We start from the raw sequence: 15,139 nt of genomic DNA, 5'->3' as shown, positions 1-15,139 counted from the left end.
GATTATTTAAAATTGATGTTAACACCGAACATAAACGTCTTTACTTGTGGGTAATAACCGCCTGTAGATACTGGTGATTCGGGGTCATAGCCATAGAAATAGTCAGTTTGCGTAAACAGGTTATCTGCAGATGCAAAAATTCTTAAACGGTCAATACGCAGTTTTTCAGTAAGGCTTCTAGGTAGGGTATAACCCACTTGAACGTTCTTTAAGCGCAGGTAGGAAGCATCTTCAAGCCAGTGTGTTGATAAACGCTGGTTGTACGCATACCCATAATTTAAACGAGGGTAACTTGCCCCTGGATTTGTTGGTGTCCACCTATCTAAATGAACAGCTTGAGGATTGGACCCGTCACTAATAAAAGCATGTCTTGCACTTCCACCTATAAGACCATCTGCTTGTCCTACACCCTGGAAGAAAAAGCTGAGGTCGACCCCTTTATAGCCTAAGTTACCCCTAAAGCCGTAAGTGTATCTTGGTATCGCACTTCCTATGACTTTTCGGTCATCTGCAGGTGTTATTCTACCATCCTCATTTAAATCACTAAACATGATATCACCGGGTTGCATAGGATAGCTGGAATCATAAGGAAAGTTCGGTGTATACTTATTGGTTACCGGGTCGAGTGTATAGTCAGACACCTGGCTAATTCTATCGGCCACAAAGCCATAAAAAGCATCAATTGGATAGCCAACCATTCGGATGCGATCGCCTACTGTTGCAGGAGCATCACCAAGGCTTACTACTTTATTCTTTACGTCAGATAGGTTAAAACTGGCGCCATAGGTGAAATCCTGAATATTATCTTTCCAGGAAACCATCAACTCCCATCCTTTATTTTCTACTTTACCGGCATTTTGTGGAGGATAGCCTGTTCCAAGTACATCGGGAAGTGGCACATTTAACAGGATGTTATTGGTTTTATTAATATAATAATCTGCGGTTACACTTAGCCGGTTTTGCAGCATGATTAAATCGATGCCGATATCTTGTTTCGTCACAGATTCCCAGGTCAGTAACTGGTTAGGAATACCGGTTTGTCGGTAACCTACGGTAATTTCATTTCCAATAGGCATGGTATTTACCGAGGTGATGGCAGCCTGGTAGGCGTAGTCGGAACCTACTTTATCATTTCCCTGGTTTCCATAGGAAGCCCTTATTTTACCAAAGTTGATGAAGCTTTTTAGGGGCTTAAAGAAGTTTTCTTCAGAAAATATCCAGCCTGCAGATCCTGATAAAAAGGTGTTCCAGCGTAAATCTGGTGCAAAGCGAGAAGATCCATCATACCTGAAGTTTCCTTCCAGCAAATATTTCTGGTCAAAGCTATAATTTAGTCTTCCGAACACCGATTGTAATGCATTTTCTGAAGCATCACCATCGTTTAGCTGGTTAAGGGTTCCTAAGTTGATACTTCCAACATCCTGTGTGGGTACATTGGTACGGCTGGCAAGAAAATGGGTGTTGCCTGTTTCTTCAGATGATGCACCAGCAAGCGCTTTCAGGTAATGTTTACTTGCGAAAGTTTTTTCATATTCTGCAGTACCAATAACAGTTTGATATAAACCCGTATAGTCACGGTTATCAATTTTATTGGGATCGTTGGTTTGATAGATTAATGAATTATCAATCGGACTGTAATAATCAATTGTTTTGGTGAAGATCTCCCTCAAAGAGTTGTATTTCACTAGTCCATATTGACCTTTAATCCGAAATTCCGGGGTAATGGTTAAGGTAGCTTGTAAATTTGCTGTGATTTCCTGGGAAGTGAAAGCATTTGAACCGCCATCTGTAGCAATGGCAATAGGGTTTGCAGAACCACCCAGGTAACCCCAGCCGCCAGTGGTAAACCGAACAGGAACTAAAGGTGATATCACATGCGCGGTGTAAATAGGGCCACTTCCAGAACCAACACCTGCGCTGGAACCTGACACTAACCTGTCTACATAACCCAAATTTGCATCAATTTGTAAACGGTCGAACAGTGTAGAGCTTAAACGTAATCTGGCATTGTGGCGGTTGGCATTGAAGTTATCGCCAGTAATAAGTCCACCTTCTTTCAAAAACGAATAAGAAGCATAATAATTCATGTTATTGCCGCCACCTGATAAGTTTAAGTTATGGTTTTGCTGTGGCGCACTTGATTTATACATCTCCTCAATCCAGTTGGTGTTGGCATAATAATTAGGATCTGATCCGTTTCTTGCAATTTCTATTTGCTCTTCAGTATACGTTGGATTGGCTCCGGCATTTACTTTAGCTTCATTTAATAACTGCATGTAATCTGTGGAGCTTAAAAAACCAGGTAATGCTGTTGGCGTTTGTGTTCCAAAGTAATTGTTATAAGATAGGGTTGGAGCCGCATTATTCTGGCCTTTTTTTGTAGTGACTAAAATAACGCCATTTGCACCCCTAACGCCATAAATGGAGGACGATGCTGCATCCTTCAGTACAGTAACACTTTCAATATCATCAGGATTTAAGATGTTAAGATTGCCTCCCGGTACACCGTCAATAACTATTAAAGGGCTGGCGTCGTTTAAAGTGCCCACCCCTCGAATGTTAATGGTACCACCATTACTACCAGGTAACGCTGTTGAGTTCACTACGGTAACTCCAGGCATTTGTCCCTGAAGCATGGAGCTCACTGTAGGTGCCGCCCTTCCTTTAAAAGCTTCCGCATTAACAGTACTAATGGCTCCGGTTAAATTGGCCTTTTTTTGTGTGCCATATCCAACCACCACAATTTCATTTAATACTTCTTCAGTGGAAGTTAACCTGATGACCAGGTTTGTTTGCATGCCCGCAGGAATGGTTTGGGGCTTAAAACCTATCATCCTAACCAGAAGCTGATCGGTTGTGGTTACTTCAATGCTGAATTTTCCCTGACTGTCTGAGGTTGCATTTTTTTTGCTTCCAGTTGTGGTAATGATCACTCCGGGTAAAGCTTCACTGTCTTCTTGGGATACAACGGTCCCACTTAAAATTTTGTTTTGTGCAGAAACCTGTATGCTAAATAGCAACAGTAATAAAAAGGTGAAAAGGCCTTTAGTTTTCTCTCCGTACAAGCTTAGTAACGGTTTTCTCATAATTTATTTGTGTGAATGTTCAAAGTTTTACCTGTAAAATCAAAAACTAAGTGTTGACTAACAAGAATTTGAACGAAGGTCTTTATAAATAGGTCCTTTTCGGTTAAGTCACTATTAAGATATCATTAAGCTATTATTCGTGGAGTTGACCAGTTTTTTGATGCGGATAACCGAAATTATTGCAGTTTTTATATTCAAAACTACTGTGAATGTTGTTTTTTTATTGAAAACACTTGTGTTTGTTGTTGAAACTAGCTGTTTGTTGACGAAAATGCTTTTAAAAAAATATATTTAATTAATAAAAACCCCGTATATGCTTATTAATGTTATCTAATTATGCGTAAATGCAATGATAAAATATATTTTTAATGATTAATGTCATAATAATTGTAAAATTGTATTCAAATAATATATATTTGAATAAGATAAATCATATAAAGGCGATAATTAATAGTGATAATTGCTAAATGATATGTAATGAATCATAAAATACCTTATATTTTAAGGTGTTTGGTAAATAAATGATAATTGTACAAGTATATTAAAGTAAAACCAGCATGAAACAGAAACAAATAGTTGTAATTGGGAATGGAATGGTTGGATATAAGTTTTGTGAGAAGATAATCAGCAAATCATCCGACTTTAACATCACTATTTTTGGTGAAGAACCAAGAAGAGCTTACGATCGGGTTCATTTAAGCGAATACTTTAATGGAAAATCTGCAGACGAACTTTCTTTATCTTCATCAACTTGGTATTCCGACAATGGCATCACCATTTCGCTGAACGATCCGGTTACTGAAATAGACCGCACAAACAAGATTGTTCATTCGGCCAAAGGCATGCGGCTGCACTATGATTATCTTATTATGGCCACAGGTTCAGCACCTTTTGTACCTGATATTCCAGGCATAGAAAAAAATGGTGTTTTTGTTTACCGCACTATCGAAGATCTGGATCAGATTAAAGCTTATGCTGTTCATGTTACCAAGGCTGCGGTTTTAGGGGGCGGACTGTTAGGTCTGGAGGCCGCGAAAGCCCTCATCGATCTAGATATCAAGGAAACGAGTGTAGTTGAATTTTCGCCACGTTTAATGCCAAGGCAAATTGACAGTGCGGGAAGTGGCATGTTGCAAAGTAAACTTAAAACGTTAGGCTTAACGATATATACCAATAAAGGAACCGATAGCATTGAGGGAGATGACCGGATTACGGGATTGAAGTTTAATGATGGCAGTGAATTGGAAACCGAAATGCTGGTCATCTCTGCTGGAATCAGGCCAAGGGATGAGCTGGCCAGGCTTTCTGGAATTGATGTAGGTATACGTGGTGGTATTGTCGTTAACGAATACATGCAAACAAGCGACCCTGCTGTGTTCGCTATTGGCGAATGTGCCTTATTTGATCAGAATGTTTATGGCTTAATTGCCCCGGGTTATGAGATGGCAGAAGTGGTAGCAGCTACTTTATGCAATGATAACAAAACCTTTAAAGGCTTCGACATGAGCACCAAGCTGAAGCTGATTGGTGTTGATGTTGCCAGTTTTGGAGATCCTTTTATTACGGAGCCTGATGCCAGAACCATTTTGTTTGAAGACAGTAATAAAAGCACTTATAAACGCATAAACATTAGTAATGACGGAAAATACCTGCTTGGCGGCATCTTAATCGGCGATGCCGAAGCCTATAACATGCTGTTACAAACCGTAAACAATAAAATTGTCTTGCCACCAAATCCGGAAGATATGATTCTGGGTGCCAGGGGTGGTGCTGCACAAACTGAAAATGCGGGAATTACCGGACTGCCGGATGAAGCCCTGATTTGTAGTTGCGAGGGAATTACTAAAGGTGCCATCTGTGATGCCGTTAATGCTCAGGGTTGCGAATCAGTAGATGACATAAAAAAGTGCACCAAAGCAGGAACTGGCTGCGGAGGTTGTGTACCTATGATCAAGGACCTGATGCTGCATACCATGAAACAAAATGGTAAGTACGTGAGAAATGTAGTTTGTGAACATTTCCACTTAAGCAGGCAAGAGTTATACGATCTGATCAAAATACATCATTTAAAAAATTACGAGCAGGTACTGGATAACCTGGGCAAAGGAGATGGCTGTGAAGTGTGTAAGCCATTGGTATCATCGCTTTTAGCGAGTTTGTGGAACGATATGATTCTTAAAAAAGGCAATGATACCGCCCAGGACAGTAACGACCGTTTTTTAGCCAATATTCAAAAAGGGGGTACCTATTCCGTAGTCCCACGGATGGCTGGCGGAGAAGTAACTCCACAAAAGCTGATTGTTATTGGTCAGGTGGCCGAAAAGTATGGCCTCTACACCAAAATAACTGGTGGACAACGCATTGACATGTTTGGTGCACACTTGAGCGACCTTCCTTTAATCTGGGAAGAACTGATTGCTGCAGGTTTTGAAAGTGGACATGCTTATGGTAAAGCGCTTAGAACGGTAAAAAGTTGTGTGGGCAGCACTTGGTGCAGGTTCGGTCTGCACGATAGCGTGAGTTTTGCCATACGTATAGAGGAACGCTACCGCGGCCTTCGTGCACCTCATAAATTTAAGTCGGGTGTTAGTGGCTGTATCCGTGAATGTGCAGAAGCGCAAAGCAAAGATTTTGGTATTATCGCTACCGAAAAGGGCTGGAACCTGTATGTATGCGGCAATGGAGGTAGTAAACCACAACATGCATTGTTGCTGGCTGCAGATGTTGACAGCGATACCTGTATAAAATACATTGATCGTTTTCTAATGTTTTACATCCGCACTGCCGATCCTTTAACACGTACTGCTGCATGGTTGAATAAAATGGAAGGTGGTATGGATTACCTGCGCAATGTGGTGCTTAACGACAGTCTGGGCATGGCCGAAACCTGGGAATATGAAATGCAGGGCCTTGTGAATGCTTACCAATGCGAATGGAAAACAGCTGTGGAAGATCCCGAAATACGGAAACGCTTCAATCACTTTGTAAATGCTCCAGAAGAAAAAGATCCACAAGTGAAATTTGATGAAATGCGTGGACAGAAAAAAGCGGCCGACTGGTCATTGGTTTAAATAAAACAAGAAGATCATGATAGAAGTAACAACAAATTGGTTTGAAGCCTGCCGGGTAGAAGATGCGGTAGAAAACGGTGGCGTATGTGTTAAATGTGGTGATGATCAGATAGCCTTATTCTATTTTACGCGCCGCAACGAATGGTATGCTACCCAAAACCTTTGTCCGCACCGTCAACAAATGGCCTTGAGCCGTGGCATGATCGGTTCTGCAGGGGAAGACCCTAAGATAGCCTGTCCTTTCCATAAAAAGACATTTTCTCTGGCCACTGGTGAGTGTTTGAGTGGCGATGAATGTTCCATCCAAACCTATCCTGTGAAAGTAGAAAATGGGTTGGTCTACATCGGACTAAAATACCCAGCCGCTTAAATAATTATTAAAGGAGGGCATGCACATGACAACGGTAGAACAAGCATTAAACATTATTTCGACCAAGGCCATGCCATTTAAAAAAGAATGCATCCATTTGGAAGAAGCTTTGGGCCGCATACTGGCGGAGGATTTATATGCCGATCGGGATTACCCACCATTCAACAGGGCAGCTATGGATGGTTATGCCATCATGGAAAGCGATTGGGAAAAGGGTATTCGGGAGTTTCAGGTGTTGGAGGTGATATTTACAGCCCAAGCAGCTAATCAGGTGCTTGTATCAGGAACCTGTTATAAGATTATGACGGGGGCGGCCACGCCGGCATCAGCCAATATCATCATCAGAATAGAAGATGCCATCGTATTCGGAAAACGTGTGGTGTTACATAGTGATAAAATAAAACCTTATCAAAACATTGCAAGGCAAGGAGAAGATTGCAGTAAAGGGGAGATGCTACTTGCAGCACCATCGAAATGCACGCCACAGGTAATCAGTTTATTAGCTACATTGGGTAAAGTTAAACTCTACGTATTTAAGATGCCTGAGGTAGCATTGATAACTACAGGCAATGAAGTAGTAGATCCGGCGGCAGAAGTAGCTCCTTACCAAATCAGAAACAGTAATCAGTATTTGCTGAAGTCCTTACTAGCGCAGTGGCACATTATTCCTGTTTTATGTGTCCATGTACCTGATCATCAAATTGAATTAACAAACTGTCTTTCGGAGGCGCTACATGCTGACCTGGTGATCATTAACGGAGCAGTCTCTGGTGGTGATGCCGATTATGTGCCGGCAGTATTGGAAGCATTAGGTGTAGAAACACTTTTCCACAAAGTAAGTATACGCCCTGGCAAACCTTTATTGGTGGGTAAAAAACCATTTGGACCACTGGTATTTGCCCTGCCCGGCAATCCGCTTTCCTGCCTTACCACTTTTCAGGTATTTATAGAACATTATTTATACAGATGTTGTAGTTATGCCGCTGCACCTGCCGAACGTCTTCCATTATTAGCCAATAAAACTAAAAGACATTCGCTAACCGAGTATTTCCCAGTGTCGTATGAAGCTCCGGGTGGCCTGAACCAGCTACCCAATAACGGATCTGCAGATGTTAGAGCGGTGGTAACAGCCAGTGGCCTTGCAGTGCAGCAGGCTTTATCGCCCCATATTAACCGACACGAGCTGATTACTTATTATCCTTTCAACCCCTAAAACCATTTACATGACTGATGAAACCAAACCACTCCGTCACCTGAACATTTTCTCGGCAAAAGGTATACAGATGCGTACCTTTCATATTACCTGGTTAACCTTCTTTTTTTGTTTCTTCGGCTGGTTTGGGGTAGCCCCATTGATGCCACTGATCCGCGATCAGTTGCATTTAAGTAAAGATCAAATTGGCAACATTATTATTGCTTCTGTGTCGGCCACCATTGTTGCACGATTAATTATTGGAAAACTATGCGATACGCTCGGTCCACGTTTATCCTATACCATTTTACTAGTGATTGGGTCCTTTCCCGTCATGTGTATCGGGCTTAGTAATAGTTACGAAAGCTTTTTATTGTTCCGTTTTGTGATCGGGATTATCGGGGCATCTTTTGTGATCACACAATTTCATACCTCCATGATGTTTGCGCCTAATGTAGTCGGAACTGCAAATGCGGTAACCGGTGGCTGGGGAAACCTGGGTGGAGGGCTAACAAATTTGATTATGCCGCTTCTGGCCGCAGGTTTCGCTGCTTTGGGTTTTGTGAGTCAGGCCGATTCCTGGCGACTAGCCATGGTGGTACCAGGGATCATGTTATTGGTGATGGCCCTGATCTATTATAAATATACCAAAGATACCCCCGCTGGCAACTTCGCTGAGCTGGAACGTACAAAAGTTAAAACAACAAAAGGTTCCTTTGTAAAGGCCATTAAAGATTACCGCGTTTGGGTACTTTCACTTGCTTATGCGGCCTGTTTCGGAATAGAAATTACAGTAGACAATGTAGCGGCTACTTTTTTTACCGACCAATATGGTGCTTCCATGATTATGGCGGGTGCCATGGCCAGCATATTTGGCGGCATGAATCTTTTTGCCAGAGCATTGGGCGGGTTTGTGAGCGATAAAGTTGGTAAATCTTACGGTTTGCGGGGCAAAGGGTTATTGTTGGGAGGCCTGTTGGTTTTGGAAGGGATAGGAATCAGCCTTTTTGCGAATTCCAATACCCTGGGTTTGGCCATTGCAGCCATGTTGTTCTTTGCACTATTTTTAAAAATGGCCAATGGCAGCACCTATGGTATTGTGCCATTTATTAATAAAGAAGCCATAGGCACCGTTAGCGGAATTGTAGGTGCAGGAGGTAATATTGGTGCCATGCTGGTAGGTTTTCTTTTCAAATCAGAAACGCTTACTTATGCAGATGCCTTCAGGTATATCGGAATTGGAGTCGCCATAATAGGTGTTATTGTTTTCCTGACCAGGTTTAGGATGAAGGGTGTTGCACAAACAGAAGTAATAAAACAACCTTCGCTACAACAAGCTTAACTTTTATGATGGAGGCGCAAAGAAATAAAACCTATACGAGTACCTGCTGTTATTGCGGGGTGGGTTGTGGCGTTACGATCACCTGTGATCAGCAGAACAACATCGCAGTTACGGGTGATAAAGCGCATCCGGTTAATAAGGGCATGCTCTGTAGTAAAGGGCTAAACCTTCAATATACCGTTAATGATAAGAGTGATCGGCTGTTGTACCCGCAAATGCGTTACCATAAAAATATGCCTTTACAAAAGGTAAGCTGGGATGATGCTTTGACCCGTACGGCGGCAGTATTTAAAACTTTTATCGATAAATATGGTCCGGATTCCGTGGCTTTCTATGCTTCAGGACAATGCCTTACCGAAGAATATTATGTCATTAACAAACTCATTAAGGGCTTTATTGGTAGCAATAATATTGATACCAATTCGCGCCTGTGCATGAGCAGTGCGGTTACGGCCTATAAAATGGCGCTTGGTGAAGACAGTGTGCCCATTTGTTATGATGATATCGAGTTAGCGGATTGTTTTTTCGTTACCGGAGCTAATCCCGCCTGGTGTCATCCTATTCTCTGGCGTCGCGTGGAAGCACATAAAGCTGCACATCCAGAGGTAAAGATTATCCTCGCCGATCCCAGGGTAACAGATTCCTGCGCTTTGGCAGATCTCCACCTGCAGCTTCATCCAGGGACAGATGTTACCCTGAACCATGCCATCGGTCGCGTACTTATCGAAAAAGGATACATCGATATTAACTTCATCAAACTACGTACAGAAGGTTTTGATGCTTACAAAAACAAAGTCTTTGAACGGACATTGGAAGAATCTGCCTTGATTTGCGGCGTCAGCGTTGCGGAAATATCACTTGCGGCCACTTATATTGGGGAGGCTAAAGGGTTTTTAAGCATGTGGACGATGGGCTTAAACCAAAGTTCCATTGGCGTGAATAAAAACCTGAGTTTAATAAACCTGAATTTAATTACCGGACAAATAGGTAAACCAGGTTCTGGGCCTTTTTCCTTAACTGGACAGCCTAATGCCATGGGTGGCCGCGAGGTAGGTGGCTTAGCAAATTTGTTGCCAGCACATCGCGATTTAAATAACGAAGCGCACCGTCTGGAGGTACAGAAGTTTTGGGGCGGTACAACTATATCACCACAAGTGGGACTTACCGCTACAGAAATGTTTGAAGCCCTGCATGATGGGCGATTAAAAGCCATTTGGATCATATGCACCAATCCTTTGACCAGTATGCCTAATGCACGTTTTGTAGAGGAAGCTCTGAAGAAGGCTAAATTTGTGGTGGTTCAGGAAATTTCAGACAAAGCCGAGACCCTTTCTTATGCTGATGTTATTTTACCTGCAGCTGCATGGACAGAGAAGGAGGGTACCATGACCAATTCGGAGCGGAGAATCAGTCACCTTCAAAAGGTTATCGATCCCCCAGGTGAAGCTTTACCCGATGCAGAAATTATTTGCCGTTTTGCCAAATTTATGGGCTATAAGGGGTTCGATTATGCCAGCATGGAGGCTATTTATCAGGAACATACTAAGCTTACTTATCGAACCAGCATCAACATTAAGGGGTTAAATTACCAGCAGCTTGATGATCAAAAATCGGTACAATGGCCACTTAACCGGAAAACTGGTGCTGGAACACCGCGTTTATTTACGAACCATGCTTTCCATACGCCTTCTAAAAAAGCGATTATTCACAGTCCGGATGATCAACTGAATAGTGAGTTGCCTAATGATGAATACCCCTTTATATTGACCACTGGCAGGGTGCGTGATCATTGGCATACACGTTCAAAAACAGGCAAGGTGAGTAAGCTGAATCAGCACACTAAACATGCCTATCTGGAAATACATCCGTTTGATGCAGCCGCGTTAGGTATTGATGATCAACAGGTAGTGGTGGTGAAATCCAGAAGGGGTGAAGTGCAGTTAAAGGCACAGCTTTCTTTGTCGATCAAAGCAGGTGTCGTTTTTTTGCCGATGCATTGGGGTAAAATATTAGGTAGTGACCTTAATCGGGCCAATAACCTAACCAGTACGCTGGTTGATCCGATATCTAAAGAACCCGACTTCAAGTACTGCGCAGTAAGTGTTAAAAAACACGTTAAGGATTTTCAACGGATCGTGGTTATTGGTGCAGGAGCTGGCGCCCATGGTTTTGTTCGTTCTTATAGGGCAGGCAATACCTTAGACCAAATTACGGTGTTCAGCAAGGAGAATCTTCCGTTCTACAACCGGGTCATGCTTCCAGACTATATCAGTGGTGTGCAAAGCTGGCAACAGTTGGTTAAAATGCAGGATGAAGAGGAAAATGAATTCAACATCAAACATTTAAGGGGGGTGGGCATTGCAGAAATTAATAGATCGCTAAAATATGTCATGGATGTTACCGGGAGAAAAACGCCTTATGATGTATTGGTGATGGCGACAGGGAGCCGTGCTACACTACCTAAACATGTGCCCAGTTTGCCAGGGATTTTTACCATGCGTAATCGCCAGGATGCAGATGGATTTAAAAAACATATTCCTAAACAGGCGCATGTGGTTATTGTTGGTGGTGGGTTACTGGGCCTGGAAATGGCGGCCTCCTTACGCGAAATTGGGGTGCGCATTACGATTGTACAACGTGTTTCCCGTTTTTTGAACCGTCAACTGGATCCCTTAGGAAGTCAGCTGTTGCATGAAGAAATGACCGACCAGGGTTGCGATATCTATTATAATGATGAAGTGCAGTTATACTATGGCCGCTCTAAATTAACAGGCGTAGAACTTAAAAGTGGCAGAAGGATTAATTGCGATGCCGTAATTCTGGCCATCGGTACCACACCTAACATCGAATTGGCCAAAGAATGTGGACTAGACTGTGTACGTGGTGTTGTGGTTAACAGTCGTCTTCAAACCAGCGACCCCTCTATTTATGCCATAGGTGAGATTGCAGAATTTGAGGGAACTTTATATGGCATTACCACTGCGGCTGAACAACAGGCCGATGTGGTGGCACGTTTCCATCAAGGCGATATTAGTGCTCTCTATGAAGGGAGTTTATTTATGAACATGATTAAGATCCATGGCTTCGATCTTTGCAGTATTGGACTGGCGGAATCGCCTGATGAGGTGAACTACGAAGAAATTGTTTTTATTGATAAAGCGAAGCGCTATTATAAAAAATGCATTATCCATCAGGATAAATTGGTTGGCGCTATATTGATTGGTGATAAACAAGAGTTTTTGGAATTCAGGGATTTAATAGCCAATAAAACCGAATTAAGTGACAAAAGATTGCAGTTGCTACGCAGTGGAAAAAAAGCAGAGGTGCTTATTGGGAAATTGGTTTGCAGCTGCAACAATGTTGGGGTAGGGAATCTGCAAAAGAAAATTGCTTCGGGCTGTGGTGATTTGACGCAGCTTTGTGAAGCGACAGGTGCAGGCATGGGCTGTGGGTCATGCAAGCCAGAGGTTAAGGCTATTCTTCAGGAAGCATTAGCTGATTCATTACTGAAAGTATTCTAAAATGAAAATTCACCTAAGCCATTGCCAAATAAAGGATATTTATAAATAAGTATATGGAGAATGGAACCTTTAAAAATCAGTACATCAAAGTAAATCTTCCGGGAGGTATTGTATCTGTGGGCGATCTATCGTTGATCCTTGAAATACTTGAAAGTGCAGGTGTGAAGCATGTGCGGTTTGGCACCCGGCAGCAGCTCTATTTTGCCGTAGAGGATAATCAGATGGAGGCCATTGCACATGGTTTTTCAAGTTCAGAAATTGAGTATGATACTCAAATGGAGGAGAACCCAAATATCGTTAGTTCCTATGTAGCCGAAGATTTGTTCTCAAGCGCTAACTGGCTTCGTGAAGGTGTATATAAAGATATATTGGATACGTTTAATTATACGCCAGCCTTAAAAATTGACCTGGTTGATGATAGCCAGACGCTTCTTCCTTTTTTTAGTGGGAACTTAAACTTTATCTCTTCCTCCATTGGTAATTACTGGCATTTATATATTAGGTTTCCTAAGACAAACATCCTTTACTGCTGGTCGTCGCTTGTTTATTCCGAAGACATTGCCAGGTTAAGTGAAGCCTTAGAAAGTTTAATTCTTTCTGAACAGAATGAAAAAAAGCAAACGCTAATGGATGGCTTACAGCTGGAAACCCTGGTTAAAACAAGGTATGGTTTTCTGCATCAGGCACCTGAAGCCATACTTAAGTTGCCTGAGTTTCAGCTCCCTTATTATGAGGGTTTTAATCAGTATGATAATAAATATTGGTTAGGTATTTACCGACGCAACGAGCAATTTTCTGTGTCATTTTTAAAAGACCTCTGCCAAGCTTGCAGTAAGTCGAGAATCGGGCAGATTTACACCACACCCTGGAAATCGATCATCATTAAAGGGTTGGAGGCGGAAGACCGTAAGTTATGGAATGCACTGCTCGACAAACACCTCATCAACGTATGTCATGCTTCTAATGAACTTAACTGGCAGACAGAAGATTTATGTGAAGAAGGGTTAGCGTTAAAACTAGAACTAATCCGTGCCTTTAATGATGCAGATCTAAGGACGTATAAATTGTGCTTTGCCATTAAAATAACACCAAAAAGTGGCTTGTCTGGATCTGTTGTGATTAGAAAAAGGGATTTAGTGGATAATGAAAGCCAGGAAATGCTTTTTGATGTACTCCATACCACTGACTTTAACCCTAATTCACGACAATACCATGTAGTTGCAGAAAGCCTTAGCAGGGAGAACCTGGTGCCTGCCCTCGTCAACTTGTGTCAGGCTTATTACCAGCAACAAACGCTGGCTGCTGGGGTAACTACAGCGCCAACTTTTGAAACGCATAATGACGCAGAACCCTTGGTAATTTATGTACAACAATGCCCAAATTGTCTTAGTCTATACGATGAAAGCTGGGGGATGGCATCTTGTTCTATATGTGAGACACCTTTAGAAGAATTTACTGCAGTTAATTCAGAAAGTCTATACAGATGATCAGGGGGGTGGTATTATGTGGTGGGATGAGTAAAAGAATGGGTAGCGACAAAGGCTTGCTGACCATCGATCAAATAACCTGGGCGGAACATGCGACTGCTAAACTAAACAACTTACAAATTCCAGTAGTGATTTCCGTAAACCAGGGTCAGCTGCTTAATTATAAAGTTATTTTCGGGGAGCATAAATTAGTGTTGGATCGGGTAAATGTTAATGGGCCCTTAAATGGAATCCTTAGTGTTCACCTGAAGTATCCAGATGATGATTTGCTTGTACTTGCTTGTGACATGATGGAAATGGATGTGCAGACCTTACAGAACTTGAAAGATAGCACCATCACATTTCCGGATTTTGACTATTATGCTTACACTGGGGAAGGATTTATAGAACCCTTGTGTGCTTTGTATAAGTCAAAGGCTTTAAACCAACTTAATATCGATGTACAAAGTGGTCAGTGCAGGACCTATTCTCTTTACCGCATTATTCAGCAAGGATACCACAAGTTTATCCCCATTCTAGATCAAGGTTACTTTAAAAATTACAACACCCTTTAGACATATTGTTCCATCAGGGTGATGGCTTCCTCATTTCCTTGTTGTGCAGCCAGGTCGAAAGCCGAAAGACCTCTAACGTCAAGCATGTGCAAGTCGGCACCGTATTTCAGTAGAAGCGCCACCAGTTCATTTCTGCCAAACATGGCCGCAAACATCAATGCCGTGCCACCGTTGCCATGCTGTAAATTGAGGTTTGCACCATTTACAATCAGTAGCTCGGCAATGTTAGCATAGCCTTTAAACGATGCACCCATTAAAGCAGTGTTGCCACCAAAATCAGCAGCATTGACATCAGCACCAGCTTCTATTAATACTTTGGCGGCTTCATAGCGGTTGTTGTAACAAGCAATGATCAGCGGCGTATAGCCTTTGTCGTCAGCACCATTTAGTTCCGGCTTTAATGCCAATAATTCATTTAATTCTTCAACGTTTCCAGTTCTGGATACATTAATCAGTTGTGAAGTCAGGTTGTTCATTAGCGTTATTAATTATAGCCTTACAACAACCGTAAGGATT

9 protein-coding genes are annotated in these 15,139 nt (G+C 42.2%); 7 read left to right on the top strand and 2 right to left on the bottom strand.

The window, feature by feature from the left end:
• Nucleotides 1-2: 2 nt before the first annotated feature.
• On the bottom strand, nt 3-3,086 hold the full coding sequence (locus IWX76_RS03155) for a SusC/RagA family TonB-linked outer membrane protein (RefSeq protein WP_196858418.1): 3,084 nt from the start codon (nt 3,084-3,086) through the stop codon (nt 3-5).
• Between the two features lie 557 nt (nt 3,087-3,643).
• On the opposite strand from IWX76_RS03155, the gene nirB reads away from it, so the two are divergent.
• Genes nirB through IWX76_RS03120 form a run of 7 tightly spaced genes read left to right on the top strand, consistent with a single transcriptional unit; the run spans nt 3,644 to nt 14,623 of the window.
• On the top strand, nt 3,644-6,157 hold the full coding sequence (gene nirB / locus IWX76_RS03150) for a nitrite reductase large subunit NirB (RefSeq protein ID WP_196858417.1): 2,514 nt from the start codon (nt 3,644-3,646) through the stop codon (nt 6,155-6,157).
• 16 nt (nt 6,158-6,173) lie between these two features.
• The gene (nirD, locus tag IWX76_RS03145; protein WP_196858416.1) at nt 6,174-6,527 is read left to right on the top strand and encodes a nitrite reductase small subunit NirD; all 354 of its coding nucleotides are present in this window, start codon (nt 6,174-6,176) and stop codon (nt 6,525-6,527) included.
• Between the two features lie 19 nt (nt 6,528-6,546).
• Nucleotides 6,547-7,740, top strand: coding sequence for a molybdopterin molybdotransferase MoeA (locus tag IWX76_RS03140; RefSeq protein WP_196858415.1), 1,194 nt, complete (start codon nt 6,547-6,549; stop codon nt 7,738-7,740).
• Nucleotides 7,741-7,750: 10 nt separating this feature from the next.
• Nucleotides 7,751-9,061, top strand: a complete 1,311-nt coding sequence (locus IWX76_RS03135; RefSeq protein WP_196858414.1) for a NarK family nitrate/nitrite MFS transporter — start codon at nt 7,751-7,753, stop codon at nt 9,059-9,061.
• A gap of 5 nt (nt 9,062-9,066) precedes the next feature.
• Entirely contained in the window at nt 9,067-12,582 is a 3,516-nt protein-coding gene (locus IWX76_RS03130; protein ID WP_196858413.1) for a molybdopterin-dependent oxidoreductase, read from the top strand.
• A gap of 53 nt (nt 12,583-12,635) precedes the next feature.
• Nucleotides 12,636-14,069, top strand: a complete 1,434-nt coding sequence (locus tag IWX76_RS03125; RefSeq protein ID WP_196858412.1) for a rubredoxin — start codon at nt 12,636-12,638, stop codon at nt 14,067-14,069.
• Nucleotides 14,066-14,623, top strand: coding sequence for a molybdenum cofactor guanylyltransferase (locus tag IWX76_RS03120; RefSeq protein ID WP_334641080.1), 558 nt, complete (start codon nt 14,066-14,068; stop codon nt 14,621-14,623). The genes IWX76_RS03125 and IWX76_RS03120 overlap by 4 nt, the downstream gene beginning before the upstream one ends.
• Here the strand turns inward: IWX76_RS03120 and IWX76_RS03115 are convergent.
• On the bottom strand, nt 14,620-15,099 hold the full coding sequence (locus tag IWX76_RS03115; protein ID WP_196858410.1) for an ankyrin repeat domain-containing protein: 480 nt from the start codon (nt 15,097-15,099) through the stop codon (nt 14,620-14,622). The genes IWX76_RS03120 and IWX76_RS03115 overlap by 4 nt on opposite strands.
• Nucleotides 15,100-15,139 lie beyond the last annotated feature (40 nt).

It is taken from the genome of Pedobacter sp. CAN_A7, from assembly GCF_015752175.1.
Classification (GTDB): Bacteria; Bacteroidota; Bacteroidia; order Sphingobacteriales; family Sphingobacteriaceae; genus Pedobacter.
The sequence above is the reverse complement of the archived record's forward strand: the minus strand, read 5'-3'. Positions and strand labels throughout refer to the sequence as shown.